This window comes from Streptomyces sp. NPDC021562, assembly GCF_040640875.1.
In the GTDB taxonomy this organism is placed as follows: Bacteria; Actinomycetota; Actinomycetes; order Streptomycetales; family Streptomycetaceae; genus Streptomyces.
This window is the reverse complement of sequence record NZ_JBFACN010000009.1, coordinates 107295-133969: the sequence shown is the minus strand read 5'-3', so window position 1 is coordinate 133969 and position 26675 is coordinate 107295. Positions and strand designations below refer to the sequence as shown.

Genomic DNA, 26675 nt, shown 5'->3' with positions numbered 1-26675 from the left:
GCGCGGCCGGGCTCACCGCGCTCGGCCCGCCGCACGGAGACTCCGCCGGGGCCCCGCTACAAGTGGGTCGCGCTGTCGAACACCACCCTGGGCGTCCTGATCGCCACGATGGACGCCTCCATCGTGATCATCTCGCTGCCGGCGATCTTCCGCGGGATCGGCCTCGACCCGCTCGCGCCGGGCAACATCGGCTACCTGCTCTGGATGATCCTGGGGTACCTGCTGGTCTCCGCCGTGCTGGTCGTCGTACTCGGCCGGCTCGGCGACATGTTCGGGCGGGTGAAGATCTACAACCTCGGCTTCCTGGTCTTCGCGTGCGCCTCGGTCGCGCTGTCGCTCGATCCGTTCCGGGCGGGGGCCGGCGCCCTGTGGCTGATCCTGTGGCGGATCGTGCAGGCGTTCGGCGGGTCCATGCTCACCGCCAACTCGGCCGCCATCCTCACCGACGCGTTCCCGGCCCGGCAGCGCGGCATGGCCCTCGGCATCAACCAGATCACCGCGCTGGCCGGACAGTTCCTCGGTCTGCTCGCGGGCGGGCTGCTGGCCGTCGTCGACTGGCGTGCCGTGTTCTGGGTGAGCGTCCCGGTCAGCGTCACGGGCACCGTCTGGTCGTACCTGAGCCTGCGGGAGACCTCGACGGGCCGCCCCGGCCGGATCGACTGGCTGGGCAACCTCACCTTCGCGGCGGGCGCCGGCATCCTGCTGGCCGGCATCACCTACGGCATCCAGCCCTACGGCGACAGCGCCACCGGCTGGCACAACCCCTGGGTGCTCGGCGGGTTGATCGGCGGGGTCCTGCTGCTGCTGGCGTTCTGCGTCATCGAGACCCGGGTCGCCGAGCCCATGTTCGACCTGGCCCTGTTCCGGGTGCGGGCGTTCGCCGCGGGCAACCTCGCGGCCCTGCTGACCGCGATCGCACGCGGCGGCCTCCAGTTCATGCTGATCATCTGGCTGCAGGGCATCTGGCTGCCCCTGCACGGCTACGACTTCGCGGACACCCCGCTGTGGGCCGGCGTCTTCATGCTGCCGCTCACCCTCGGCTTCCTCGTCGCGGGCCCGGTCTCCGGCTACCTGTCGGACCGGTTCGGGGCCCGGCTGTTCTCCACCGCGGGACTGCTGGTCGTCGCCCTGTCCTTCCTGGGACTGCTGGCGCTGCCCGTCGACTTCCCCTACGGGCTGTTCGCGGCGCTGCTGCTGCTCAACGGGCTCGGCCAGGGCATGTTCTCGGCGCCCAACACGTCCTCGATCATGGGCAGTGTGCCCGCCGAGTACCGGGGCGTCGCCTCGGGGATGCGCTCCACCTTCCAGAACTCCGGCACGGCGCTGTCCATCGGGGTGTTCTTCTCGCTGATGGTGTCCGGGCTGGCCGCCTCGCTGCCGGACACGCTGCACAGCGGGCTCACGGCGCACGGCGTGCCGGCCGCCTCCGCCGCGCACGCGGCGTCGCTGCCGCCGGTGAGCACGCTGTTCGCGACGTTCCTCGGCGACAACCCGATCCAGCACCTGCTGGCGTCCGAGGGCGTCCTGCACCACGTGTCGGCCGCCCAGCGGGCGGTCCTGACCGGGCACACCTTCTTCCCGCGCCTCGTCTCCGGCCCCTTCCACCACGGCCTGGGCATCGTCTTCGGCGTGGCCGCGGGCATGGCCCTGGTCTCCGCCGTGGCCTCGGCGCTGCGCGGCGGCCACCGGACCGACGGTGCGCGCCCGGCCCCCGCCGCGCGGGTCACCGAGCGTTCAAAGCGGTGAGGACCCGGTCCGGGGTCAGCGGCAGGGTGCGGATGCGGCTGCCGATGGCGTGGTGGACGGCGTTACCGATGGCGGCGGGGGTGCCGACGATGCCGATCTCGCCGATGCCCTTGCTGCCCATGGGGTTGAGGTGCGGGTCGTCCTCGTCGATCCAGTGCGCCTCGATGTCGGGGACGTCGGCGTGCGTGGGGACGTGGTAGGAGGCCAGGTCGGCCTCCGCGAAGTCGCCGTACGCCGGGTCCAGCGTGCTGCCCTCGGTCAGGGCCATGCCCAGGCCCATCGTCATGGCGCCGACGAACTGGGAGCGCGCGGTACGGGGGTTGAGGATGTGGCCGGCCGCGTAGACGCCGAGGAGGCGGCGGACCCGGACCTCGCCGGTGACGGTGTCCACGGCGACCTCGGCGAAGTGGGCGCCGAACGCGTGGCGGGCGTGGGAGCTGTCGGCGTCGGCCCGTCCGCTGGTGTCCGCGCGGACCGCGAGACCGCGTTCGGGCAGCGGGCCGGTGTGGTCGGCGAGCCGGTTCAGCAGCCGGGTGCAGGCCTCGTGCACGGCCCAGCCCCAGGACGCGGTCCCGGACGAGCCGCCGGCCACCGGCGCCTGGGGCAGATCGCTGTCGCCGATCTCGGTACGGACCCGGTCGAGGGGGGCGCCGAGGGCGTCGGCGGCTATCTGGGTGAGGACGGTCCGGGCGCCGGTGCCGATGTCGGAGGCGTTCACCCGGACGACGAAGATGCCGTCCGGCCTGGCCTCCGCGGTGGCCGTGCACGGGGAGACCATGACCGGGTAGGTGGCGGCGGCCACGCCGGTGCCGATCAGCAGCGGGCCCTCGGCGCGCCGCACGTGGTGGTGCCAGTCGAAGCGGCGGGCGCCCTCGCGCAGGCACTCGACGAGGTGCCTGCTGCTGAAGGGCTGCCCGCCGGCGGGTTCGCGGTCGGGTTCGTTGCGGATCCGCAGCTCGATCGGGTCCATGCCCAGTTCGTCGGCGAGTTCGTCGATCGCCGATTCCAGGGCGTACATCCCGGTCGCCTCACCCGGGGCGCGCATCCAGGACGGGCTGGGCACGTCCAGCGGGACGACGTGGTGGGCGATGGCCAGGTTCGGCGTGGCGTACATGACGCCCGAGGTGGTGCCCGCCAGTTCGACGTACGACCTGACCGGCGAGGTGTGGGTGGTCACGTCGTGCAGGAGGGCGGTCAGTTTCCCGTCCGAGGTGGCGCCCAGCCGCAGCCGGTTGAGGGTCGGGGCGCGGTGGCCGACCGCCGTGGGCATGCCGCGGCGCGGCCAGGCCACGGTGACGGGCCGGCCGGTGTGGCGGGCGGCCATGGCGGCGAGGACCACGTCCGGTCGCGCGGAACCCTTGGAGCCGAAGCCGCCGCCGACGTGCTCGGCGCGTACGGTGACCCGGTCGACGGGCAGCGCGAACAGCCCGGCCAGCACGCTGCGGACGTCGCTGGTGCCCTGGCTGGAGGTGTACACGGTCAGCCGGCCGCGGTCCCAGAGGGCGGTGCTGGCGTGGGGTTCCATCGGGTGGTTGTGCAGGGGCTCGGTGCGGTAGGTGACGTCCACCCGGACGGCGGACCGGGCGAAGGCGGACTCCGGCTCGCCGTGCCGGTGGCGGGCGGGCTGGCCGCCGTTGGCCTCGTCGGGTTCACGGGTGGCGGGGTGGCCGGGGACGAGCACCACGTCGTGGTCGGCGGTCTCGTAGCCGACCTGGACGGCGTCGGCGCCGGCCCGGGCCGCCTCGGGGGTCTCGGCGACGACCAGGGCGACGCACCAGCCGCGGTGCGGTACGTCGGGACCCTGGAGCAGGGCGAGGGTGGCGTCGTCGGGTTCGGCCAGGCGCGGGGCGTTCTCGTGGGTGAGGACGGTGAGCACGCCGGGGACGGCGCGGGCGGGTCCGGTGTCGAAGGCGGTGATCCGGCCGCGGATCACGGAGGCGGGGACGGCCCGGGCGTGCACGCGGCCGGGCAGGGGGTGCTCGGCGGCGTAGCGGGCGGCGCCTTTGACCTTGGCGAGCCCTTCCCGGCGCTCGGCCGGGTCGCCGAGGGCGGTGCGGGCCATGGCTACCTCCGGGGTGGGAGCGGGGCGGGCGCCGGGGTGAGCCGGGCCAGCACGTCGAGGGCGAGGTTGCGGGCGAGGGGCAGTTTGTAGGCGTTGTCCGGCAGCGGGCGGGCGGCGGCGAGTTCCAGGTCGACGGCGCTCGCGAACACCGCCGGGGTGGCCGCCTCGCCCAGCAGGGCCGCCTCCGCGACCCGGGCCCGCCAGGGGCGGTGGGCGAGCCCGCCGAAGGCCAGGCCCACCTGTGCGACCTGCCCGTCGGCGACCCGGAGCACGACGGCGACGGAGGCGAGGGCGAAGGCGTACGACGCCCGGTCGCGGGCCTTGCGGTAGGCCGAGGGCACGCCGGCCGCGGCGGCGGGCAGCAGCACCCCGGTGATCAGTTCGCCGGGGCGGATCTCGGTGTCGCGCTCGGGGTGTTCCTCGGGCAGCCGGTGGAAGTCGGTCGCCTCGACGGTGCGGGCGCCCTCGGGGCCGTACAGCTCGATGCGGGCGCCCAGGGCGGCGAGGGCGACGGCCATGTCGGAGGGGTGGGTGGCGATGCAGTGCGGGGAGGTGCCGAGGACGGCGTGGTCGCGGTGGACGCCGTCCAGGGCGCCGCAGCCGCTGCCCGGTTCGCGTTTGTTGCAGGGCTTGCCGGGGTCCTGGAAGTAGCTGCAGCGGGTGCGCTGGAGGAGGTTGCCGCCGGTCGTGGCGACGTTGCGCAGCTGGCCCGAGGCGCCGGCGAGCAGCGCCTGGGACAGCACCGGGTAGCGGTCGCGGACCAGGGGGTGGGCGGCGAGGTCGCTGTTGCGGACGGTGGCGCCGGCCCGCAGGGTCCCGTCGGGCAGTTCCGTCACCCCGTCCAGGGGGAGGCGGCTGACGTCGATCAGGGCGGTGGGCCGTTCGACGCCGAGCTTCATCAGGTCGACGAGGTTGGTGCCGCCGGCCAGGTAGCGGGCGCCGGGGCGGTCGGTGAAGGCCTCGACGGCCTCCTCGGGGGTGCGGGCGCGGACGTAGTCGAAGGACCTCACGGGATCACGTCCCGCACCGCGTCGACGATCCGGGGGTAGGCCCCGCACCGGCACAGGTTGCCGCTGAGCCGCTCGCGGATCTCGGTCCGGTCCAGGGGTACCGGCCGGCCGGACGGCGCCGCCGGGTCGGTGACGTGCGAGGGGTGCCCGGCGGCGGCCTCGGCGAGCACGCCCAGGGCGGAGCAGAGCTGGCCGGGGGTGCAGTAGCCGCACTGGAAGGCGTCGCGGTCGAGGAACGCCCGTTGCAGCGGGTGCGGGGCCTCGCCGTCGGCGGACAGACCTTCGACGGTGGTGATCTCGCTGCCGTCGAGGGACACGGCGAGCAGCAGGCAGCTGTTCACCCGGCGTCCGTCGGCCAGCACGGTGCAGGCGCCGCACTGGCCGTGGTCGCAGCCCTTCTTGGCGCCGGTCAGGTCCAGGTCCTCGCGGAGCACGTCCAGCAGGACGCGCCGGTGGTCGAGGAGCAGGGTGTGGGGTTTGCCGTTGACCCGGAGGGTGGTCTCGGAGCGCTGGATGTCACTGTCCATGGCGTGCCTGTCTTCCCGACGGGGTGTGCCGCCGCCTGCTCCAGGTATCCAGGTCACGCCGACCCACACCTACCACCACCCGCGGCTCAGACCGTCGGCGCCTGCGCGAACTGCGTCCGGTACAGCTCCGCGTACCGTCCCTCCGCCGCCAGCAACGACTCGTGGGTTCCCCGCTCCACGATCCGCCCGGCCTCCACCACCAGGATCTGGTCGGCGGACCGCACCGTCGACAGCCGGTGCGCGATGACCACGGCCGTACGCCCTTCCAGGGCCTCGGTGAGCGCCTCCTGGACGGCCGCCTCCGAGGTGTTGTCGAGGTGGGCGGTGGCCTCGTCGAGGATGACGACGCGCTGGCGGGCCAGCAGCAGCCGGGCGATGGTCATGCGCTGGCGCTCCCCGCCGGAGAGCCGGTAACCGCGCTCGCCGACCACCGTGTCCAGGCCGTCGGGCAGGGACCGTACGACCTCGTCCAGGCGGGCGCGGCCGAGGGCCTCCCACAGTTCGTCGTCGGTGGCCGCGGGCCGGGCGAGCAGCAGGTTGGCGCGGACCGTGTCGTGGAAGAGGTGGCCGTCCTGGGTGACCATGCCGAGGGTGGCGCGCAGCGAGCCCGCGGTCAGGTCGCGGACGTCCACGCCGCCGACGCGGACGGCGCCCCCGTCGACGTCGTACAGGCGGGGCAGCAGCTGGGCGATGGTGGACTTGCCGGCGCCGGAGGAACCCACCAGGGCGACGGTCTGGCCGGGTTCGGCGCGGAAGGAGACGCCGTGCAGGACGTCGGCGCCGCCGCGCGAGTCGAGGACCGCGACCTCTTCGAGTGACGCGAGGGAGACCTGGTCGGCGGCCGGGTAGGCGAACCGGACGTCGTCGAACTCGACGGCGACCGGGCCCTCGGGGACCTCGCGGGCGTCCGGTTTCTCCTCGATCAGGGGCTTCAGGTCGAGCACTTCGAAGACCCGCTCGAAGCTGACCAGTGCGCTCATCACCTCGACGCGGGCGCCGGCGAGCGCGGTGAGCGGGGCGTACAGGCGGGTCAGCAGCAGGGCGAGGGAGACGACGGCACCCGCCTGCAGGGTGCCGCGCAGCGCGAACCAGCCGCCGAGGCCGTAGACCAGGGCGAGGGCCAGCGAGGAGACCAGGGTCAGCGCGGTCATGAACACCGACTGGGCGGTGGCGGTGCGCACCCCGATGTCCCGGACCCGGGCGGCGCGCGCCGTGAACTCGGCGGACTCCTCCTCGGGCCGGCCGAAGAGCTTGATCAGGGTGGCGCCCGGGGCGGAGAACCGCTCGGTCATCCGGGTGCCCATGTCGGCGTTGAGGGCGGCGGCCTCGCGCTGCATGCGGGCCATCCGGCCGCCCATCCGGCGGGCGGGCACCACGAACAGCGGCAGCAGCACCAGCGCGAGCAGGGTGATCTGCCAGGACAGGGTGAGCATGACCACGAGCGTGAGCACCAGGGTGACCAGGTTGCTGACCACTCCGGAGAGGGTGCCCGCGAAGGCGCGCTGGGCGCCGATCACGTCGTTGTTGAGTCGGCTGACCAGCGCTCCCGTACGGGTGCGGGTGAAGAACGCCACGGGCATGCGCTGCACGTGATCGAACACGGCCGTGCGCAGGTCGAGGATGAGTCCCTCGCCGAGCGTCGCCGAGAGCCGCCGCCCGAGCACTCCGAGCGCCGCCTCCGCGACCGCGGCCAGCGCGATCAGCAGCGACAGCCGTACGACCGTGCCGGCGTCGCGCCCCGACACGATCGCGTCGACGACATGCCCGGCGAGCACGGGGGTCGCGACGGCGAGCAGGGCGGTCACCACCCCGAGCAGGACGAAACGGACTATGCCCGCGCGGTGCGGGCGGGCGAAGGCGGCGATGCGGCGCAGCGTGGCCCGGTCGAACGGGCGCCGCTCCTGCTGGGCGGTCATCACGCTGTGCAGCTGCATCCAGGCGGTGGTCTCCATACTCATGGGGGAGAACGTAGAACCTCAAGGTTCGTTGAGGTCAAGGTGCGCCCGCCGGCCCCCCGTACGGAGCAACCCCAGCCGCATCCCGGCCGTCATCCGCCGTCTCCTCTTCCGCCACCCAGCGTTGGGGCGGCGCGGAGAACCTCTCGGGGTGTGACAGCGGAAAGAATCCCCGGCTTCCGTGAGAGCCGCCTCCCCCGGCTCGTCCGCCGCGTCCCGGTGCGGCACGTCCTCACCCTGGTACCGCTCGTGCTCGTCGCGGTCGTCGCGGTGCAGCACTGGCCGGTCCTCGTCGAGGGCTTCGGCCAGTTGCGGTCCGCCTCCTGGCCGTGGCTGCTGGCGGCCGCCGGCGCCACCTGCCTGACCTGGGTGGCCGCGGCCTTCACCCGGCAGGGCGCGGTGATCCAGCCGCTGCCGCGCTGGCGGCTGCTGGCGACCCAGCTCGCGGCCGGCTCGGCCAACCACCTGCTGCCGACGGGTCTTGGCTCGGGCGCGGTCAACCTGCGGTTCATGACCGTGTGCGGGGTGCCGCTCGCCACCTCCTCGGCCGCGCTCGCCCTGTATCTGCTCGCCGAGTCGGTGGCCCGGGTGGGGCTGATGGCCGCCCTCTTCTTCGCCTTCCCCGACGCGCTGCGGCTGGACGGCCTGCTTCCCGCCGGGGACGCCGGCCCGGTGCTGGCCGCCGTCTGCGCGCTGTCGGCCGCGGCCCTGGGCGTGCTGTTCGGCACCCGACGGGTGCGCGAGCCGGTGTTCCGGTTCGTGCGCACCGCGCTGAGCGAGGCCCGGTCGGTGCACACGCGTCCGTCGCGGGCGCTGGCGCTGTGGGGCGGTTCGCTGGCGTTCCCCGCGCTCCAGGCGGTGGGCCTGGTGGCGGTGGGGCAGGCGCTGGGTCTTCGGGTGCCGCCCGCCCACATGGCGCTGGCCTACCTGGCGGCCACGGTCGCGGTCGCGCTGATCCCCACGCCGGGCGGCCTGGGTTCGGTGGAGGCGGCGCTGATCGTGGCGCTGGTGGCGGCGGGCGGCCCGGTGGCGGTGGTCACGGCGGTGGTGCTGGCGTACCGGATCATCACCGTATGGGTGCCGTTGCTGCCGGGAGCGCTGACCCTGGGGGCGTTGGTGCGACTGAAGGTCATCTGACCGGCGGCTTTTCAACTGCCCCGCGGCGGGGCCGGTCTGAGCCGGTGTCGGTGTGAACCTCTGTGCGGATGCGGCAGGATGAGCGGTTGCACTACCGAACGGAGGTAACCGGTGAACCGAGCGCTCACCGTCGACGACCTGGTCCTGGCCTCGATCGCGCTGGCCGCGGGTCTGTTGCTGGCGTTTCTGTCGCGCGGGCTGCTGCGCTGGCTGGCGAAGCACGCCAAGCGGACCCGCTGGAGCGGTGACGACGTCGTCGTGGACGCGCTGCGCACGGTGGTCCCGTGGGCGGCGCTCGCGGGCGGCGCGGCGGCCGCGACGGCGGTGCTGCCGCTGACGAAGACGGTCCAGCACCACACCAACCAGTGCCTTCAGGTGCTGCTGATCTTCGCGGTGACGGTGTCGGCGGCACGGGTGATCGCCGGGCTCGTGCAGTCGGTCACGCAGTCCCGCTCCGGGGTCGCGGGATCGGCCACGATCTTCGTGAACATCACCCGGGTGCTGGTCCTCGCGATCGGTTTCCTGGTGGTGCTGCAGACGTTGGGCATCTCCATAGCGCCGCTGCTCACCGCCCTGGGCGTGGGCGGTCTCGCGGTCGCGCTGGCGCTCCAGGACACCCTCGCCAACCTCTTCGCGGGCATCCACATCCTCGCCTCCAAGACCGTCCAGCCGGGTGACTACATCCAGCTGAGCAGCGGTGAGGAGGGGTATGTCGTGGACATCAACTGGCGTCAGACGACCGTCCGTCAGCTCTCCAACAACCTGGTGGTCATCCCCAACGGCCAGCTGGCGAAGACCAACATGACCAACTACACGCGCCCCGAGCAGCGGTTGACGATCCTGGTGCAGGTGGGCGTGGCCTACGACAGCGATCTGGACCACGTCGAGCGCGTCACGCACGAGGTCATCGCGGAGACGATGACCGAGATCACCGGAGCGGTCCCGGAGCACGAACCGGCCATCCGCTTCCACACGTTCGGCGACTCGCGGATCGGTTTCACGGTGATCCTCGGGGTCGGCGAGTTCAGCGACCAGTTCCGGATCAAGCACGAGTTCATCAAGCGCCTGCACCGCCGCTACCGCGAGGAGGGCATCCGCATCCCGGCCCCGGCCCGCACGGTGGCGCTCCAGCAGGGGGCGGTGGTGATACCGCAACAGCGGGCGGGGCGGGACCTGCCGTAGGACCATGGGGGCGCCGGGGGGCTGACCTGCCGCGGAAGGCGCGGGGACCGCGCCCGTCGTGAGGGCCTCGTACCCCGGGCCACCGGCCGCCGATACCGTCGGGGACCGGACGTATCATCGGATCGTCATGACCGTTCCCCCGAACCTTTCCGGTCCCCTTCCCAGCGGCCCGGCCCTCGACCGGCGGCTCGACGACATCGCGCGCTGCCGGCCCTTCGGGGCCAGGTTCCACCTGCGCGGGCGGGATCTGGCCACCGCCGAGCTCAAGGGCGCGGCGACCGTACGGTGGCACGCCTACGACCTGGTCGCCCGGCGGCTGGCCCCGGCCGCGCCGGTCAAGGACGGCAAGCAGACGCCGTACCGGGGGCACCCGGTGTTCGTCGCCCAGCATGCCACCGCCACGTGCTGCCGGGGATGCCTCCAGCGCTGGCACGGGATTCCCCGGGGCCGGGAACTGAGCCGCGCGGAGCACGTGTACGTGGTGGACGTGATCTGCCGGTGGATCGAGCGCGAGGTGGCGGGCGGAGCCGGGTCCGGCTCCGCCCGCCACGGCTGATCAGAACGTCGCCGAGTTGTCGTGGTGGTGGCCGCCGCGCAGGCTGTGCGGGGTGGCCGGGGCGGGGGTCACGGGGGTGACCGTCCAGTCCGGGTGGCCGGGCATCCGCGGGGTCGTCGTGCCGTAGAGCCAGTCGCGCAGGAAACCGGACCGGTCCTGGCCGGAGACCTCCGAGGCCACGGCGATGTAGTCCGCCGTCGAGGCCGAGCGGCGGCGGAAGCGTTCCAGGAAGGTGCGCTCGACGGCGTGGAAGACGTCCTCGCCGACCAGCTCGCGGAAGGCGTACAGGGTCAGGACGCCGCCGAGGTAGCGCTGGCTGTCGAAGAGGTCGACCGCGTTCGGGGCGGCCACCGGCCCGGAGTCGTGGCGCCACTGGTCGCCGCGGGCGTAGGTGTCCTTCATCCGGGCCTCCATGGTGGTGAGGCCCAGGGAGTCCGGCCAGCCGCGCTCGTAGCGGTAGAGCAGCCCGTAGAAGTCGGCGTGGCCCTCGTTCAGCCACAGGTCGGCCCAGGTGGCGGGCGAGACCAGGTTGCCGAAGTAGGAGTGGACCAGCTCGTGCATCATGTGCGAGCCGATCCTCGGCTCCTGCTGGAGCAGGAAGTCCGGCTTGTAGAGGGTGAGGGTCTGGGTCTCCAGGCCGGTGAAGTCGAAGGCGTCCGGGTCGTCGGAGTTGCAGGGCAGCAGGCCGTAGGTCTCGAACGGGAAGGCGATGCCGAGCCGGTCCTCCAGCCAGGCCACCTGCCCCGGGGTGAGGGCGAGCGCCGGCTCCAGGGCGGCGGCCCGGGCGGCGGGGACGACGTCCCGCAGCGGCAGTCCGTGCGGGCCCTGCCGGTCCCGGACCACGTAGTCGCCGACGGTGATCTGGACGAGTTCGGTGGCCATCGGCGAGCGGGAGCGGTACGAGTAGGCTGTCCGGTCGCCGGGGAGGTCCTCGACGCAGGTGAGCAGGCCGTTCGCGACACCGCGCAGGCCACTGGGGACGGTGATGCGGAAGGTGAAGTCGGCCTTGTCCGACGGGTGGTCGTTGCACGGGAAGACGGTGTGCGCGGAGTCCGGCTGCGGGCAGATCGCGAAGCCGTCGGGGGTGGGCACCCAGGCGGTGTGCGGGAGGGCGCGGCGCGGGTCGGCCGAGTAGGTCACGCACACCGTGACGTCGTCGCACGCGCGCAGCGGCCGGACCGGGGTGATCCGCAGCTTCTCGTCCGCCTGCTCGAAGGCGGCGGCCCGGTCGTCGACGCGCACGGCGGATATGTCCAGGCCGAGGGCGTCCAGGGAGAGCCGGGACAGGTTCCCGGTGGTGCGGACGCGCAGGGTCGCGGTGCCGGTGACGAGGCGGGTCGTGGCGTCGTAGGCGAGGTCGAGATGGTAGGCGAGGACGCGGTAGCCGTCGTTGCCGAGGGCCGGGTAGACGGGGTCCCCGAGGGTCTCGGGGCCCGGGGCCGGCGTCTCGCCCCCGGCCCTCGCGGCGCCCCTCTTCTCCCCCGCGGAGAAGGGACGCGCGAGGGCCGGGGCCCCCGTGGCCAGGACGGTCGCCGTGCCGAGCAGGGCGGCCGCCGGGGCCGTCACTCTGGTGCGGTATCTCATGGTCGGTTTTCACTCGGGTTTCGCTCGGGCGGACGGGTGGTCGGTCCGTCCGCCGGCCGGTGGTGGTGGCTCGTCCTGTTGACCACCGTTGTGAGCGATTCGGTTGCCTGCGGTACGACAGACAGATCTTCCGAGTCGCGGACCCCTGTCGAACGCGGGTCGGTCACGAGATATCTTGATGTCGAGCAATGTTGCAGACGTGGAGCGGAGCACCCGGTGACTGACTCGACCATCATCTACACCTACACAGACGAGGCCCCGGCCCTGGCGACGCATTCGTTCCTGCCGGTGGTCCAGGCGTACGCCTCGCAGGCCGGTGTCGCCGTGGACACCCGTGACATCTCGCTGGCCGGGCGCATCATCGCGCACTTCCCGGAGTACCTGAACGAGGACCAGCGCATCCCGGACGCGCTGGCCGAGCTGGGCGACCTGGCAAAGACGCCCGAGGCCAACATCGTCAAGCTGCCGAACATCTCGGCGTCGATCCCGCAACTGAAGGCCGCGGTCGCCGAGCTCCAGGGCAAGGGCTACGCGCTGCCGGACTACCCGGACGACCCGAAGACCGACGAGGAGCGCGAGATCCGCGCCCGCTACGACAAGGTCAAGGGTTCCGCCGTGAACCCGGTCCTGCGTGAGGGCAACTCGGACCGCCGCGCGCCCGCCTCGGTCAAGAACTACGCCAAGACCCACCCGCACCGCATGGGCGCCTGGACCCCCGAGTCCAAGACCGACGTGGCCACCATGGGCGAGAACGACTTCCGCTCCACCGAGAAGTCCGTGGTGATCTCCGAGGCCGGCGAGCTGAGGATCGAGCTGGTCGCCGAGGACGGCACCACCACCGTCCTCAAGGACTCCGTACCGGTCCTGGAGGGCGAGGTCGTCGACGCCTCCGTGCTGCACGTCGCGCAGCTCAACGACTTCCTGGCCGCGCAGATCGCCCGCGCCAAGCAGGAGGGCGTGCTGTTCTCCGTGCACCTGAAGGCCACGATGATGAAGGTCTCCGACCCGATCATCTTCGGTCACGTGGTGCGCGCCTTCTTCCCGAAGACGTTCGCGCAGTACGGCCAGACCCTGAAGGCGGCCGGACTGTCCCCGAACGACGGCCTGGGCGGCATCTACAAGGGCCTGGAGAACCTGCCGGAGGGCGCCGAGATCAAGGCCTCCTTCGACGCCGAGATCGCCGAGGGCCCGGCCCTCGCGATGGTCGACTCCGACAAGGGCATCACCAACCTGCACGTCCCCTCGGACGTCATCATCGACGCCTCGATGCCGGCCATGATCCGCACCTCCGGCCACATGTGGGGCCCGGACGGCCAGGAGGCCGACACCCTCGCGGTCATCCCGGACTCCTCCTACGCCGGTGTCTACCAGGCCGTGATCGAGGACTGCCGGGCCAACGGCGCCTTCGACCCGTCCACCATGGGCTCGGTGCCGAACGTGGGCCTGATGGCGCAGAAGGCCGAGGAGTACGGCTCCCACGACAAGACCTTCGAGATCGCCGCCGCCGGCACGGTCCGCGTGGTCGACGCCGCCGGCAACGCGCTGATCGAGCAGCCGGTCGCCGCGGGTGACATCTTCCGCGCCTGCCAGACCAAGGACGCGCCGATCAAGGACTGGGTGAAGCTGGCCGTCACCCGCGCCCGCGCCACCGGCGACCCGGCCGTCTTCTGGCTGGACGAGGGCCGCGCCCACGACGCGAACCTGATCGCCAAGGTCGAGCAGTACCTGTCGGAGCACGACACCGAGGGCCTGGACATCCGCGTCCTGTCCCCGGTGGAGGCCACCAAGCTGTCGGTGGAGCGCATCCGCCGCGGCGAGAACACCATCTCCGTCACCGGCAACGTGCTCCGTGACTACCTGACCGACCTCTTCCCGATCCTGGAGCTGGGCACCAGCGCCAAGATGCTCTCGGTCGTCCCGCTGATGGCGGGCGGCGGCCTGTTCGAGACCGGTGCCGGCGGCTCCGCTCCCAAGCACGTCCAGCAGCTGGTCAAGGAGAACTACCTGCGCTGGGACTCGCTCGGCGAGTTCTTCGCCCTGGTGCCGTCCTTCGAGCAGTACGCCGAGTTCACCGGCAACGCCCGCGCCAAGGTGCTGGCCGACACCCTCGACCGGGCCACGGCGACCTTCCTCAACGAGGACAAGTCCCCGACCCGTCGCGTCGGCGGCATCGACAACCGCGGCAGCCACTTCTACCTGTCCCTGTTCTGGGCGCAGGAGCTGGCGAAGCAGACCGAGGACGCGGAGCTCGCCAAGGCGTTCGCGCCGCTCGCCGAGACGCTCACCGCCAACGAGCAGAAGATCGTCGACGAGCTGAACGCCGTCCAGGGCTCGCCCGCCGACATCGGCGGCTACTACCAGCCGGAGAAGGCCAAGGCGGACGCGGTCATGCGCCCGTCGGCGACCTGGAACGCGGCGCTCGCGGCCCTCTGAGCCGAAGCCGCCTCCGCACACCCGAAGTCTCCGCCCCGGCAGGCCCCGCCTGCCGGGGCGGAGCCCTGTCCGGGCTCCCCTGCGGCGCTGTCGCCGGTCGCCGACGCCCCCCGCCTGCGGCCGGAGGTGCCCCCACCGGGTCGCCCGCCGAGGCAGCGGCGCACCGACCCGCGGCTTCTCTGCCACGCGACCCGCCGATACGCCACCGCCGCCATCCCGCCACACGATCCGCCCCCGACCACCACCGCGGCCGCCCCCGCCACAGCGGCCGCCCCCCGGCCCCGGCCCCGGCCCCGGCCAAGGGCCCCACCACCTCGCCCGCCCCGGCAACGGCTGACCGCACCGCGGCCCCTCCGCCATGCGGCCGACCGCACCGGGCTTCGCTCCTCCCGGCCGACGTGTCACCGCGTCATCCCGCGAGCCTGCCTCTGCCCACCACCGCGGCCGGCGGTGTGTATCCCGTTCGTGAAGTCTGCATGTCACGCGCGCCGGGTGTCTGGTCCGTCCGGATCCGCTGTGGTTCGCTCGGCGCATGACGGTGCTTGTGAGCCGACGCCACGTGGACTTCGTGCGTGTCACCACCATGGGGTGTCCCGCCGTGAGCTGACGCTCCGGCCCGGCCCCCGCCCCCGCCCTCCGTTCCGCCGACGCGTGCCCGTACGCGCACGCCGTCATGCCTTCCCGCACGAGGAGCAGCACCATGAGCCAGCCCATCGACTCCGTCACCGCCGGTCACACACCCGAGGAGCAGCCCGCCGGGCCCGACACCTCGGCCTGGTCGTTCGAGACCCGGCAGATCCACGCCGGAGCCGTGCCCGACCCGACGACCGGCGCCCGCGCGACGCCGATCTACCAGACGACATCGTTCGTCTTCCGGGACACACAGCACGCCGCCGACCTGTTCGCGCTCGCCGAGCCCGGCAACATCTACACCCGGATCCACAACCCCACCCAGGACGTCTTCGAACAGCGGATCGCCGCCCTGGAGGGCGGGGTCGCGGCGGTGGCGCTGGCCTCCGGGCAGGCCGCGGAGACCCTGGCGATCCTGACACTGGCGGGCGCGGGCGACCACATCGTGTCCAGCACGTCCCTGTACGGCGGCACCTACAACCTGTTCCGGCACACGCTGCCCAGGTTCGGCATCGAGGTGTCCTTCGTGGACGACCCGGACGACGCCGAGGCCTGGCGGGCCGCGATCCGCCCGAACACCAAGGCGCTGTTCGCGGAGACGCTGGGCAATCCGCGCGGCAACGTCCTCGACGTACGGGCGGTCGCGGACGTGGCGCACGCGGCGGGGGTGCCCCTGATCGTGGACAACACGGTCCCGACTCCCTACCTCCTGCGGCCCCTGGAGCACGGCGCGGACATCGTGGTGCACTCGGCGACCAAGTTCCTCGGCGGGCACGGCACGGCGATCGCCGGTGTGGTCGTGGACGGCGGCACCTTCGACTTCGGCGCCCACTCCGACCGCTTCCCGGACTTCACCGAGCCCGACCCCAGCTACCACGGCCTGCGGTACTGGCCGGCGCTCGGCCCGGGCGCATACGCGATCAAGCTGCGGGTGCAGCTGCTGCGCGACCTCGGCCCGGCGCTCTCCCCGCACTCGGCGTTCCTGCTGCTCCAGGGCGTGGAGACGCTCAGCCTGCGGCTGGAGCGGCACTCGGCCAACGCCCAGGCGCTCGCCGAGTGGCTGGAACAGCGCGACGAGGTCGCCGCCGTCCACTATCCGGGCCTGCCGTCCAGCCCCTGGTACGAGGCGGGGCGGACCTACCTGCCGAACGGCGCCGGTGCGATCGTCTCCTTCGAACTGCGGGACGGCATCGAGGCGGGCAAGCGGTTCGTGGACGCGGTCGAGCTGTTCAGCCATCTCGCCAACATCGGCGACGTCCGCAGCCTGATCATCCACCCCGCGTCCACCACCCACAGCCAGCTGGACGGGGAGCAGTTGACGGCGACGGGGACCGCGCCGGGCCTGGTGCGGCTGTCGGTCGGCATCGAGAACCTCGCCGATCTCAAGGCCGACCTGGAGGCCGGCTTCCGCGCCGCCAAGGGCGCGGCGTCCTGAGCGCCGTGCCCCGTCCCGCGGTTCCCCTTCCGCCAGTCCTCGGGGCCTGGCGGGAGGGGGACCCTCCCGGCCGGCGCCGGTGGCATGCCGCGCAGCGCCCGCTGCCGCTGGAGGCCGGCGGGGAACTCCCCGGCGTGCGGCTGGCGTTCGAGACCTGGGGTCGGCTCGCCCCGGACGCCTCCAACGCCGTGCTCGTCCTGCACGCGCTCACCGGTGACAGCCATGTCGCCGGTCCCGCCGGACCGGGGCATCCCACGCCGGGCTGGTGGGACGGCCTGGTCGGGCCGGGCCTGGCCCTGGACACCGACCGCTGGTTCGTCGTCGCCCCGAACGTGCTGGGCGGCTGCCAGGGCAGTACGGGGCCGGCCTCCCCGCGGGCCGGGGGGCGCGGGCCGTGGGGCGGTGCCTTCCCCTTCCTGACCCAGCGCGACCAGGTCGCGGCGGAGGCCGGGCTCGCCGACGCGCTGGGTGTCGCGCGGTGGGCGCTGGTCGTCGGCGGCTCCATGGGCGGGATGCGGGCCGCGGAATGGGCGGTGTCGTACCCGGAGCGGGTGGGCGCCCTGCTGCTGCTCGCCACCACGGCGGCGACCGGTGCCGAGCAGATCGCCTGGACCAACGCCCAGCTCGCCGCGATCCGTGCCGATCCCGACTGGCTCGGCGGCGACTACCACGGCACGGGCCGCGCCCCGCACACGGGCCTTGGCCTGGCCCGTCGGATCGCCCATGTCACCTACCGGAGCGAGGCCGAGCTCCAGGCCCGCTTCGGCCGCGCCCCGCAGGGCGCCGAGGACCCCTTCCACGGGGGCCGCTACCAGGTCGAGTCCTATCTCGACCACCACGCCGCCAAGCTGACGCGGCGCTTCGACGCGGGCAGCTACGTGGTGCTCTCGCAGGCCATGAACGCCCATGACGTCGGCCGCGGGCGGGGCGGGCTGCGCGGAGCCCTCGGCCGGGTCACGGCCCGCACCCTGGTCGCGGGCGTGGACTCCGACCGGCTGTATCCCCCGGCCCAGCAGGACGAGCTGGCGGCGCTGATCCCGTCCGCCGACCGGCTCCGGGTGATCGAGTCGCCGTACGGCCACGACGGCTTCCTGATCGAGACCGGCCAGGTGGGCGCGCTGGTGCGGGAGTTGCTCGGCTGAGTGGTCCGGTCGGCGTCGGTGTGGCACCTTGATCCTCCTCGCCGTCCGCACCGATGCCCGGAGCCGCCCGTGTCCCAGCCGCCGTACGAACTCCTGCCGGGCGCCGACGAGTCGCCGGTGCTCCTGCACGTGCCGCACTCGGCGCGGACGGTTCCCGCCGCGGTCAGGGCCGGGATCGAACTCGACGACGCCGCCCTGGAGCGGGAGTTGGACCACATCACGGACGCGCACACGGCCGAGCTGGCGGAGGCGGCGGCCGCGCTGGCGGGCGTCACCCCCTGGCGGTTCGTCAACCGGCTGTCGCGTCTCGTCGTGGACCCGGAGCGGTTCCCCGACGAACGGGAGGAGATGCTCGCCGTCGGGATGGGGGCGGTGTACACGCGGACCACGCACCGGGAGGTGCTGCGGGCCGACGGGTTCGACCCCGAGCCGTTGGTCGCGCGGTACTTCCGGCCGTACGCGGAGGCCATGACGCGAGCGGTGGCCGGGCGGCTCGCCGCGACCGGGCGGGCGGTGGTGATCGACGTGCACTCCTATCCGAGCCGGGCGCTGCCCTACGAACTGCACGGGGCGGGGCCGCGGCCACCGGTGTGCCTGGGGACGGACCGCTTCCACACGCCCGGGGAGCTGACGCGGGCCGCGCGCCGGGCGTTCGCGGGATGCGGGGAGACGGGGCTGGACAGTCCGTTCGGCGGGACCTACGTACCGCTGGAGTACTACGGGACGGATGCACGGGTCTGCGCGCTGATGGTGGAGATCCGCCGGGACCTGTACATGACCGAGCCGGGCGGTCCGGCCGGTGCGGGTCTGGGGCGGCTCGCCACCGCGCTCGCCGCGCTGGTGGACTCCCTCGGCTCCTGAGCCCGCGGCGGCCGGCGCGCTGCCCATCCGGCTGGAGCACTCCCGCAGGACACCCGGTGGGGGCCGTACGACCGTGGAGGCATGACCACGGAGACGACCGCGCCCACGCCCACGGAGACGACCGCCCGCCCGCCCGTCTGTCCCGAGGCGGCCGCGGCCTGGCGCGGGGCCGCGCCGCCGGTGCGGGAGTGGCCCGCGCTGGAGCTGGCGGGGACGGAGTTCGACCCGGTCCTCGCCGCCCTGATGGCCGAGGGTCCCGTTACGCGGATCCGGCTGCCGTTCGGCACGGGCTGGGCGTGGCTCGCCACCCGGTACGAGGACGTCAGGACCGTCACCAACGACCCGAGGTTCAGCCGCGCGGAGGTCACCCGGCGGCAGGTGACCCGGCTCGCCCCGCACTTCGCGCCGCGTCCCGGCTCGCTGGCCTGGGCCGACCAGCCCGATCACAACCGGCTGCGCAAGCCGGTCGCCGGCGCCTTCACGGTCGCCGCGACGAAGCGGCTGCGGCCCCGGGCCCAGCAGCTCCTCGACGGGCTGGTCGACGGGATGGTGCGGGACGGGCCGCCTGCCGACCTGGTCGCGCGGGTTCTGGAGCCGTTTCCGATCACCGTCGTCAGCGAGGTGATGGGGGTACCGGAGGCGGACCGGGAGCGGGTGCACGCCTGGACCCGGCAGATCATCTCCACCTCGGGCGGCGCCGAGGCCGCGGAGGCGGCCAAGCGGGGGCTGTACGGGTGGATCGGCGAGACGGTGCGGGCGCGCTCGGGCAGCACCGGCGACGACGTGTACGCGCTGCTCGGGGCCGCCGTGGCGCGGGGCGAGATCGAGGCGGAGGAGGCCGTGGGACTGGCCGGCCCGCTGCAGATCGGCGGCGAGGCGGTGACCCACAACTGCGGCCAGATGCTGTTTTTGATGCTCACCCGGCCGGAGCTGATGGCACGGCTGCGGGAGCGGCCGGCGGAGCGCGGTCCGGTCCTGGACGAACTGCTGCGCTGGATCCCGCACCGCAGCACCGTCGGGCTGGCCCGGATCGCCCTGGAGGACGTCGAGCTGGCCGACGGCACCCGGATCGCGGCCGGCGATCCGGTGTACGTCTCCTACCTCGCCGCCAACCGTGACCCGGCCGTCTTCCCGGACCCGGACCGCATCGTCCCGGACCGCGAGCCCAACCCGCATCTCGCCTTCGGCCACGGCCCGCACCACTGCACGGGCGCGGTCCTGGCCCGTCTCCAGACCGAACTGCTGGTCGACACCCTGCTCGACCGGTTGCCGGGGCTGCGGCTCGCGGTGCCGGCCGAGGACGTGCGGTGGCGTCGCAGGACGATGATCCGCGGGCCGCGGACCCTGCCCGTCACCTGGTGACCGGGCCCGGACCCCTCAGGCCCGCAGCCACTCCGTGACGATCACTTCCCCTCCGGCCCGCAGCCGCAGCGCGAACGGCCCGGCGGGCGGGGTGTCGACGGCGAACCGCCCCATGCCGTCGGCGGTGAGCGGGTGCCCGGCCGCCGGGCCGCCCAGCACCTCGACTCGGGCGGACTGCGGTGGCAGCACCTGGCCGAGCAGTCCTTCGCCGGTGAGCTCGACGTCCACGGTGAGTCCGCCCGCCCGGAAGGTCAGCATCCGGGGCGGGTCCTCGACCCCTCTGACCGGGACGGCGTCGACGAGCGAGTCGAAGGTCAGCTCGGCGATCCGGGCGTCGAGATCGTGCAAGGCGTAGGCGTCCATGGCCGTTTGCAGCAGGCCGGCCGGGAGCGGGTCGAGCACGGCGGCCGCCTGGCGCAGCTCCTCCTCCAGCGCGTCCGCGTCGAACCCGGTGTCGTCCTGGCCGTCTTCGTCCGGGAACAGGTCGTTCACGCCGCACCCCTCGCGTCGAGCCGGGCCCGCAGCCGGCGCAGGCAGCGCTGGCGCAGCGGGCCGATGCTGCCCACCGCGATGCCCAGCGCCACGGACACCTCGACATAGCTGGGCGGCGGCGAGGCCATCAGGACACGCAGCAACTGCCTGCACCGGTCGCCGAGTTCTTCCAGCTCCTGCCAGAGCAGGCGGATCCGCTCGGCCTCGGCCGCCCGGTCCTCGGCGTCGATCAGCGACTGCTCGGGCGTGCGATCCTCGCTGATCCGGTCCAGGACCTGCGGGTCGTCGGTCGGCATCAGCCGGGCCAGCCCCCGGATCACCTTCAGGCATTCGTTGCGGGCCGTACTGGCCAGCCACGCACCGGCCTTGTCGGGTTCCCGGATGCGGCCCAGGTGCTGGGCGAACCGGAACCACACCGTCTGGTACACCTCGTGCCCGTCGGCGTCGGAGAGCCGGTGCGCGCGCACCACGGACCACACCAGCGGGCTCAGCCCTTCCACGAGCGCCTTCCAGGCCGCCGCGTCACCGTCGACGGCGGCCTGGACCAGCGCGCCGACCTCTGCTCGGTCCACGGTCCCACCCCTCGTGTACGGCAAGTCATCGTACGCCGTGGAGGGGTGTGCTCCGGAACTCAGGCCGAGGCGGCCAGTTGGACGACCGGAACCGGCTGCCAGGTGGCCGGGCGGAGCGCCGGGACCTGCGCCCCGCGCACCTCGGCCCGCTCCGTGGCGGCCGCGAGCAGCCGGGCCCGCGCGGCGCGCGGGTCGGTCTCCTGGTAGGTGGTCATCCAGTCGGCGACGAGGCCGGCGACCACGGGGGTGGCGAACGATGTTCCACTCCACTGTGCGAATCCTTCGAACATCACTTGGTCGGGTTTGCCGGGGCCGGTCGTCCCGGTGTCGGTCAGCACGCCGGTGTGGCGCGGGTACTGGCAGGTGCAGGCGTAGGTGAAGCCGAACCGGCAGGCCTCGTAGGTGGTGTGCTGGTAGACGTACGGCACGGGCGCGTCGAAGCCGGCCAGCGGGCCGGTGAGCAGCTCGCCGGGGGCGTAGACCTTGACCCAGTCGCCGTGGTTGGTGAAGCAGGCGCCGGACACGCCGTCGCTGCGCAGCGCACCCACCGACAGGACGGTGTCCTCGTAGCCGGTGAGATCCGCGCAGGCGGCGGGCCAGAAGGAGTTCTCACTGCCGTTGTTGCCGGCCGCCGCGACGAGCAGGGTGGGCTGGTCGCGCAGGGCCTGCATGAAGGCCTCGACGCCGAGCAGTCCGTCGGCGGTGCCGTTCGAGGTGCCGGCGGAGAGGCTGATGATGTCCGGCCAGCCGTGCCGGTCGACCGCCTCGAAGAGCTTGCCGCCGAACTCGGACTCCAGGATGGCACCCACGTCGTTCATGGTGTTGGTGACGGTGATGTCCGTGTTGGGGGCGACGGCGGCGATGAGGCCGGCGATGAACGTGCCGTGGCCGACGTACTGCTGGAGGACTCCTGCGGCGTCGGTCTCGGCGATCTGCGGGTCGCCCTGGGCGTGGGCGAGCAGCGGGTAGGAGCGGTAGTCGTGCACCAGGCCGGTGTCGATCACCAGGACGCGGACCGCGGTGTCGGGGTCGTGACCGCCCGGTGCGGCCCCCGGGTTGGGCGTCCGGGTGAGCAGGGCCGGCAGGGGTTCGCAGGGGTTGCAGGAGTTGGCGTTCGTGGTGGCGACCACGTGGTTGCGGCTGACCATCCGGCGCCCGGTGCGGTCCTCCGCCTCCCGCAGGGCGCGCAGCGCGTGGCCGACCGCGGGGTCCGCCGTGTGGTCGCCGTGGTTCGGGTCACCGACCCGGATCCGGGTGACCCCGGTGCGGTTGCGCTCGGGCCCGGTCCTGGCGACGTGGTCGGCGACCAGTCCGGCGGTCGCGGTGAAGTGGGCGCGCACGGTGTCCTCGACGACCCGGGCCTCCGCCCCGTCGCGGGCGAGCACGACCCCCTTCTCGTACAGGAACTCGGCGGAGTCCTCCGGCCCCATCGCCAGTGGAACGTCCGGCATGGAGCGCTGGATGTGATCGAACTGCTCCTGGAACCGCTGAGGTGCCATGACTTGTCCTCCCCCGTGAAACGGCGTTCTCCAGTCAGAGTCGCCTTGCCGCCGATTGATACAGCGTCAAACATGTGGGGCATGTCTGCCCAGGCCACTACCATCCGGAAAGTGACTGCGCGAAGCGATGCGGTGACGGAACTGCTGCCGATGGTGTTCGCCGCCCCCGGCGAGGCCCTGGCACGGGCGGAACAGGTCCTCAGGTCCGGTCCGCCGCCGCTCGACGCGTCCGTGGCGCACCAGGTCATCGGCATCTGGCAACGGGACTTCGGCGACCTGGGGGTCGCCCTCGACCATCTGCGCCGGGCCCGTGACTTCGCGGCCCGCGCGGACTGCGCGGAGCGCGAGGCGGATGTCCTCGGCACCCTCGGGGTCGCGTTGGTGCATGCGGGGCGCACCCGGCAGGGGCTGGCCGCGATCGAGCGCGGGGTGGCCCGGAGCAACGGGCACACCCGGGCGCGGGTGCTGTACCGGCGGGCGTACGCGTGCTGGGTGCTGGGCCGGCACAAGGAGGCCCTGGAGGACGTACGCAGGGCGATCCCGGCGCTGCGGCAGGCCGACGACGTCATCTGGACCGCGCGGGCGCTGAGCGTGCGGGCCACGGTGCACCTGGCCCTGGGGGCGGTGGACCGGGCGGACGCGGACTTCACCGCGGCGGAGCTGCTGTGGGAGACGACGGGCCAGGAGCACGACAAGGCGGTCGCCGTGGAGAGCCGGGGGCTGGCCGCGTTCCGCTCCGGGGACGTCCCGGCGGCGCTGCGGCTGCTCGCCGAGGCCGAGCAGCGGTACACCGAGCTGGGCACCCCGCCGTTCATGCTGTACATCGCGCGCTGCGAGGTGCTGATGGCGGCGGGGCTGGCGCCGGAGGCACTGGCCGAGGCGGACGCGGCGATCGCGACCCTGGACCGGCTCGGCGGGCAGTCCACCCGCAAGGCCGAGCTGCTGCTGGCCGCCGCCCGGGCCGCCCGGTCGGCCGGGGACACGGTGACCGCGGTCGCCCGTGCGGCCGTCGCGGTGCGGCTGTTCTCGGGGCAGCGGCGCAGTTGGTGGGAGACGCATGCCCGGCTGGAGCTGATCGAGGCGCGGGTGGCCGGCGGGGCCGCGTCCGGGCGGCTGGTGCAGGAGGCGGCGGGGGTCGCCGACCGGCTGGCGTCCTTCGGTGCGCCCGCGGCGCCGGAGGCCTCGCTGCTGGCCGGGCGGATCGCGCTGGCGCTGGGGTGGACGGCGGACGCGGAACGGCATCTCGCGGTGGCCGCGCGCAGCAGGCACGCCGGTCCGCCGCTGGCCCGGATGACCGGCTGGGCGGCCCAGGCGCTGCGCGCCCGGGCGGCGGGCTCGGGCCGGGGGGTGCTGGAGGCGTGCCGGCGGGGCCTGGACGTCCTCGACGACCACCGGATGACGCTGGGCGCCTCGGAGCTGCGGGCCCGGGCCACCGCGCAGGGCGCGGAACTGGCCGCGCTGGCGCAGCAGGCGAGCCTCGCGCACGGCGGTCCGCGCCGGCTCCTCAAGTGGAGCGAACGCTGGCGGGCCACCGTCCTGTCCGCTCCCCCGACCCGGCCGCCCGCCGACCCGGCGCTGCTCAGTTCGCTGACCGCGTTCCGGGAGATCGCGTCCCGCGCGGAGCAGGCCCGCCGGGAGCGCCGCCCGGTGCCCGCGCTGGAGCGGGAACAGCGGCGCCTGGAACGGGAGATCCGCTCCCGCACCCACCACATCCGCGGTGCCGCTCCGGGCGAGGGCGCCCGGTTCGACCCGGCCCGGCTGCTCGACCGGCTCGGCGACACCCGGCTGGTCGAACTCGCCGTCGTGGACGGCCGGGTGCAGGTGCTGCTGTGCGGCCGGGGCCGGGTACGGCGCTTCGCGGGCGGTCCGCTGGCGGAGGCGGTCGCCGAGGCGGAGCACGTCCAGGCGAGCCTGCGGCGGCTCGCGCATCCGGGGGCGGAGGGGCGGCTGGCGGTGGTCGAGGCGTCCGGGCGGCGCCTGGAGGAGCTGCTGCTGGGGGCGGCGGCGGACCAGCTCGGCGCCGGTCCCGTGGTGATCGTCCCGCCGGGCGCCCTGCACCGGGTGCCGTGGGCGCTGCTGCCCGGTCTGCGGGAGCGGGTGCTCAGTGTGTCGCCGTCGGCGGGGAGCTGGCTGCGGGCCCGGGAGACCGAGCCGCCGCCGGGCGGCCGGCAGGTACTGGTCCGCGGGCCCGGACTGGCGACCGGGGGCGCGGAGGTGCCGGAGGTGGCGAGCCGGTACCCGACGGCGCGGGTCCTGGAGCAGGACGACGCCCAGGTGCCCCGGGTGCTGGCCGAGCTGGACGGGGCCGCCCTCGCGCACATCGCGGCGCACGGCACCTTCCGTGCGGACAGCCCGCTGTTCTCGTCCCTGCTCATGGCCGACGGACCGCTGATCGTGCACGACTTCGAGCGCCTCGCCCGCAGCCCCTACCGGATCATCCTCTCCAGCTGCGACACGGCCCGCCTCGCCTCGGTCGGCGCCGACGAACTACTCGGTCTGGTCACGGCGTTGCTGCCGCTGGGCACGGCCGGGGTGGTGGCGAGCAGCGCGCCCGTCAACGACGCGGCGGTGGTGCCCCTCATGCTGGCCCTGCACAAGGGGCTCGGCGCCGGGCTGTCGTTGGCGGAGGCGCTGCGCGACGCACGGGCCGCCCTGCCGGCCGACGCGGTCCACCAGGCGACGGGATGGGCGTTCGCGGCGTTCGGGGCGGCCTGAGAGGGTCGGGTCCCACAGCGGCCCGCGCCGGCGGCTTCCTCACGCCGACCGCGCGTCCGGCTGCTCCAGCAGCCACGGCAGGTCCGTGCGGTCGCTCGCGCCGAGGCGGGTGTAGGCGCCGTAGAGGTGGTTGCCCACGGTCCGTACGGACAGGGTCAGCCGTTCGGCGATCTGCCGGTTGCTCAGGCCCGCGGCGGCGAGGGTGACGATCTGCCGCTGCCGGGCGGTGAGTTCACCGAGGACCAGGCCGGACAGGGCCGGGGTGCGGGCGCCCTGGCAGCGGCGGGCGAGGGCCAGGGCGCGGGTGCGGGACACACGGGCCGCGCGCGGGTCGCGGTGGGCGCGGACGGCCTGCGCGTGGGCCTCCGCCGCGAACAGCAGCAACCCGCGCTCCGCCAGGGCCTCGGCGGCCCGGTCCAGGCCGGGCCCGTCGCCGCGGGCGAGGGCCTCCGCGTGCCGCGCGAGCACGCCGTGCAGCCGCCCCACGGCCCGCTCGGGCTCCCCCCGCCGTACGGCGCCGTAGTGCGCGAGACCCCCGTCCCCGCGCACTACGGCAGCTTCCCCCGACTCGGCGGCGGCGCGGGCGAGTTCGGTACGGCAGGAGGCGTCGCCCGGCGCCCCCCGCAGCCCCTCCCTCGCCCACGCCGCCGCCTCTCGCAGCTCCCCCCGAAGCCGCGAGTACCGGGCACGCACCGCCGCGTACCCGGCCGGTACGGGCAGGTCTCCCGCGGCCAGCCACTCCCCCACCGGGGCCGGCACCTCCCGTACGTCCAGTTGCTCGACGCGCTCCTCCAGCAGCTGCTGCTCCTCCTTCAGGGCCGGCCCGCAGCGGTCGGCGCCGCGGGCCAGCCGGCGGGCCCGCAGCCGGCCCGCCGCGGCGCGCAGGGCGGGGCCGTGCAGGGGGTGGGCGAGGCGGACCGCGCCCCGCTCGTCGACGTGGATCAGGCCGGCCGTCTCCAGGCGTTCGAGGACCCCGGCATCGAGCCCGTCGTCGAGGTGGCGCGGCAGCGGCTCGGCGAAGGCGAGGCGTTCGAGTGCCTCACGCTCGCCCGGCTCCCGGTGTTCCAGCAGGGGCCCGATCCGGTCCCGTACGGTCGCGGTGAGCGGCAGCGGGCCGCGCCAGGCCCACTCCCCGGTGTCCGGTACGCGGGTCAGCGCGCCGGCCTCGCGCAGCGCGCCCTGCAGGTCGCGCAGCAGCCGCAGATCGCCCCGGCACACCCGGTGCAGCCGGCGCACGGTGAGCGGCTCCAGACCGCTTCCGGCGAGCAGGTGGGCGGTCTCGTCGTACGGCAGCGGCTCCAGCGCGAGGTGGGTGAGGAGTTCGCCGGTCCACAGCCGGGCCACCGCGCCGCGCACCGGAGCCCGGTCGGCGGCGGCCACCAGCAGCCGGGTACGGCCGTGCACGGCGAGCTGGTGGACGACGGCGGCGGAGCCCTCGTCGAGGAGGTGGGCGTCGTCGACGACCAGGAGCCGCACCCCGGAGAGCCGGCGCACCGCGCCGGACAGCGAGACCCCGTCGGGGAGCAGGTGCGCGAACGCGGCGAACGGGAGGGTGCTGGTCTCAGGGGTGCCGGTCACCCGGACGCAGTCCACGCCCCGTACGGCCTCGGTGATCAGCCGGGTCTTGCCGACACCGTGCGGCCCGGTCACCACGACACCCTGCCGGCCGGCCACCGACGACCGCCCGACCAGCTCCAGTTCGTCCTCCCGGCCGGTGAACGGCCAGGGCAGTTCGAGGGTCCGCGCGTCCTGTTCGTAAGTCGTCACACCAGTAC

The 26675-nt window shown here is 74.0% G+C and carries 19 protein-coding genes; 10 read left to right on the top strand and 9 right to left on the bottom strand.

Going from position 1 to position 26675, the window contains the following annotated elements:
- Positions 1–108: 108 nt before the first annotated feature.
- Positions 109–1746 carry an MFS transporter gene (locus tag AB0G52_RS16185; RefSeq protein WP_361337110.1) on the top strand — a complete coding sequence of 546 codons (1638 nt, stop codon included), beginning with the start codon at positions 109–111 and terminating at the stop codon, positions 1744–1746.
- Here AB0G52_RS16185 and AB0G52_RS16180 read toward each other — a convergent pair.
- From AB0G52_RS16180 to AB0G52_RS16165, 4 genes are all read right to left on the bottom strand, one after another.
- On the bottom strand, positions 1724–3808 hold the full coding sequence (locus AB0G52_RS16180) for a xanthine dehydrogenase family protein molybdopterin-binding subunit (RefSeq protein ID WP_132887956.1): 2085 nt from the start codon (positions 3806–3808) through the stop codon (positions 1724–1726). The genes AB0G52_RS16185 and AB0G52_RS16180 overlap by 23 nt on opposite strands.
- A gap of 2 nt (positions 3809–3810) precedes the next feature.
- Positions 3811–4818: a xanthine dehydrogenase family protein subunit M gene (locus AB0G52_RS16175; protein WP_132887955.1), complete on the bottom strand. Its 1008-nt coding sequence runs from the start codon at positions 4816–4818 to the stop codon at positions 3811–3813.
- Positions 4815–5345 carry a 2Fe-2S iron-sulfur cluster-binding protein gene (locus AB0G52_RS16170; RefSeq protein WP_132887954.1) on the bottom strand — a complete coding sequence of 177 codons (531 nt, stop codon included), beginning with the start codon at positions 5343–5345 and terminating at the stop codon, positions 4815–4817. The genes AB0G52_RS16175 and AB0G52_RS16170 overlap by 4 nt, the downstream gene beginning before the upstream one ends.
- 86 nt (positions 5346–5431) lie before the next feature.
- The gene (locus AB0G52_RS16165) at positions 5432–7297 is read right to left on the bottom strand and encodes an ABC transporter ATP-binding protein (RefSeq protein ID WP_132888156.1); all 1866 of its coding nucleotides are present in this window, start codon (positions 7295–7297) and stop codon (positions 5432–5434) included.
- A 156-nt stretch (positions 7298–7453) separates the two neighbouring features.
- Here AB0G52_RS16165 and AB0G52_RS16160 point away from each other — a divergent pair, with 156 nt between their 5' ends.
- From AB0G52_RS16160 to AB0G52_RS16150, 3 genes are all read left to right on the top strand, one after another.
- On the top strand, positions 7454–8437 hold the full coding sequence (locus AB0G52_RS16160; RefSeq protein ID WP_361336948.1) for a lysylphosphatidylglycerol synthase transmembrane domain-containing protein: 984 nt from the start codon (positions 7454–7456) through the stop codon (positions 8435–8437).
- A gap of 111 nt (positions 8438–8548) precedes the next feature.
- On the top strand, positions 8549–9619 hold the full coding sequence (locus AB0G52_RS16155; RefSeq protein WP_361336946.1) for a mechanosensitive ion channel family protein: 1071 nt from the start codon (positions 8549–8551) through the stop codon (positions 9617–9619).
- Between the two features lie 127 nt (positions 9620–9746).
- Entirely contained in the window at positions 9747–10175 is a 429-nt protein-coding gene (locus AB0G52_RS16150; RefSeq protein ID WP_132887952.1) for a DUF4186 domain-containing protein, read from the top strand.
- Here AB0G52_RS16150 and AB0G52_RS16145 read toward each other — a convergent pair whose 3' ends face one another.
- On the bottom strand, positions 10176–11759 hold the full coding sequence (locus tag AB0G52_RS16145) for a M1 family aminopeptidase (protein WP_361336944.1): 1584 nt from the start codon (positions 11757–11759) through the stop codon (positions 10176–10178).
- Between the two features lie 216 nt (positions 11760–11975).
- Between AB0G52_RS16145 and AB0G52_RS16140 the strand changes: the two genes are divergently transcribed.
- The 5 genes from AB0G52_RS16140 (at position 11976) to AB0G52_RS16120 (ending at position 19622) form a co-directional block, all read left to right on the top strand.
- Positions 11976–14192: an NADP-dependent isocitrate dehydrogenase gene (locus tag AB0G52_RS16140; protein ID WP_361336942.1), complete on the top strand. Its 2217-nt coding sequence runs from the start codon at positions 11976–11978 to the stop codon at positions 14190–14192.
- A gap of 700 nt (positions 14193–14892) precedes the next feature.
- The gene (locus tag AB0G52_RS16135) at positions 14893–16257 is read left to right on the top strand and encodes a bifunctional o-acetylhomoserine/o-acetylserine sulfhydrylase (RefSeq protein WP_361336940.1); all 1365 of its coding nucleotides are present in this window, start codon (positions 14893–14895) and stop codon (positions 16255–16257) included.
- The gene (locus AB0G52_RS16130; RefSeq protein WP_132888154.1) at positions 16254–17399 is read left to right on the top strand and encodes a homoserine O-acetyltransferase; all 1146 of its coding nucleotides are present in this window, start codon (positions 16254–16256) and stop codon (positions 17397–17399) included. The genes AB0G52_RS16135 and AB0G52_RS16130 overlap by 4 nt, the downstream gene beginning before the upstream one ends.
- Before the next feature lie 69 nt (positions 17400–17468).
- Positions 17469–18260 (top strand): N-formylglutamate amidohydrolase, encoded by a 792-nt coding sequence (locus tag AB0G52_RS16125; RefSeq protein ID WP_132887948.1) that lies wholly within the window; start codon positions 17469–17471, stop codon positions 18258–18260.
- 81 nt (positions 18261–18341) lie between these two features.
- A complete protein-coding gene (locus AB0G52_RS16120) occupies positions 18342–19622 on the top strand; it encodes a cytochrome P450 (RefSeq protein WP_361336938.1) in 1281 nt (426 codons plus the stop codon).
- A 15-nt stretch (positions 19623–19637) separates the two neighbouring features.
- Here the strand turns inward: AB0G52_RS16120 and AB0G52_RS16115 are convergent, their stop codons facing one another.
- Genes AB0G52_RS16115 through AB0G52_RS16105 form a run of 3 tightly spaced genes read right to left on the bottom strand, consistent with a single transcriptional unit; the run spans position 19638 to position 22185 of the window.
- Positions 19638–20114, bottom strand: a complete 477-nt coding sequence (locus AB0G52_RS16115; RefSeq protein ID WP_361336936.1) for a hypothetical protein — start codon at positions 20112–20114, stop codon at positions 19638–19640.
- A complete protein-coding gene (locus AB0G52_RS16110; protein WP_361336934.1) occupies positions 20111–20710 on the bottom strand; it encodes a sigma-70 family RNA polymerase sigma factor in 600 nt (199 codons plus the stop codon). Before AB0G52_RS16110 ends, AB0G52_RS16115 begins: the two co-directional genes overlap by 4 nt.
- A gap of 35 nt (positions 20711–20745) precedes the next feature.
- Positions 20746–22185 carry a S8/S53 family peptidase gene (locus AB0G52_RS16105; protein WP_361336932.1) on the bottom strand — a complete coding sequence of 480 codons (1440 nt, stop codon included), beginning with the start codon at positions 22183–22185 and terminating at the stop codon, positions 20746–20748.
- 150 nt (positions 22186–22335) lie between these two features.
- On the opposite strand from AB0G52_RS16105, the gene AB0G52_RS16100 reads away from it, so the two are divergent.
- Positions 22336–24900 (top strand): CHAT domain-containing tetratricopeptide repeat protein, encoded by a 2565-nt coding sequence (locus AB0G52_RS16100; protein WP_361337108.1) that lies wholly within the window; start codon positions 22336–22338, stop codon positions 24898–24900.
- Between the two features lie 39 nt (positions 24901–24939).
- Here AB0G52_RS16100 and AB0G52_RS16095 read toward each other — a convergent pair whose 3' ends face one another.
- Positions 24940–26667 (bottom strand): LuxR C-terminal-related transcriptional regulator, encoded by a 1728-nt coding sequence (locus tag AB0G52_RS16095; RefSeq protein WP_361336930.1) that lies wholly within the window; start codon positions 26665–26667, stop codon positions 24940–24942.
- Positions 26668–26675: the final 8 nt, after the last annotated feature.

Coding starts and splice junctions, on each gene's coding strand:
- AB0G52_RS16185 (WP_361337110.1), top strand. CDS start 109: ATGGACGCCTCCATCGTGATCATCTCGCTGCCGGCGATCTTCCGCGGG.
- AB0G52_RS16180 (WP_132887956.1), bottom strand. CDS start 3,808: ATGGCCCGCACCGCCCTCGGCGACCCGGCCGAGCGCCGGGAAGGGCTC.
- AB0G52_RS16170 (WP_132887954.1), bottom strand. CDS start 5,345: ATGGACAGTGACATCCAGCGCTCCGAGACCACCCTCCGGGTCAACGGC.
- AB0G52_RS16165 (WP_132888156.1), bottom strand. CDS start 7,297: ATGGAGACCACCGCCTGGATGCAGCTGCACAGCGTGATGACCGCCCAG.
- AB0G52_RS16150 (WP_132887952.1), top strand. CDS start 9,747: ATGACCGTTCCCCCGAACCTTTCCGGTCCCCTTCCCAGCGGCCCGGCC.
- AB0G52_RS16145 (WP_361336944.1), bottom strand. CDS start 11,759: ATGAGATACCGCACCAGAGTGACGGCCCCGGCGGCCGCCCTGCTCGGC.
- AB0G52_RS16135 (WP_361336940.1), top strand. CDS start 14,893: ATGAGCCAGCCCATCGACTCCGTCACCGCCGGTCACACACCCGAGGAG.
- AB0G52_RS16120 (WP_361336938.1), top strand. CDS start 18,342: ATGACCACGGAGACGACCGCGCCCACGCCCACGGAGACGACCGCCCGC.
- AB0G52_RS16105 (WP_361336932.1), bottom strand. CDS start 22,185: ATGGCACCTCAGCGGTTCCAGGAGCAGTTCGATCACATCCAGCGCTCC.
- AB0G52_RS16100 (WP_361337108.1), top strand. CDS start 22,336: ATGGTGTTCGCCGCCCCCGGCGAGGCCCTGGCACGGGCGGAACAGGTC.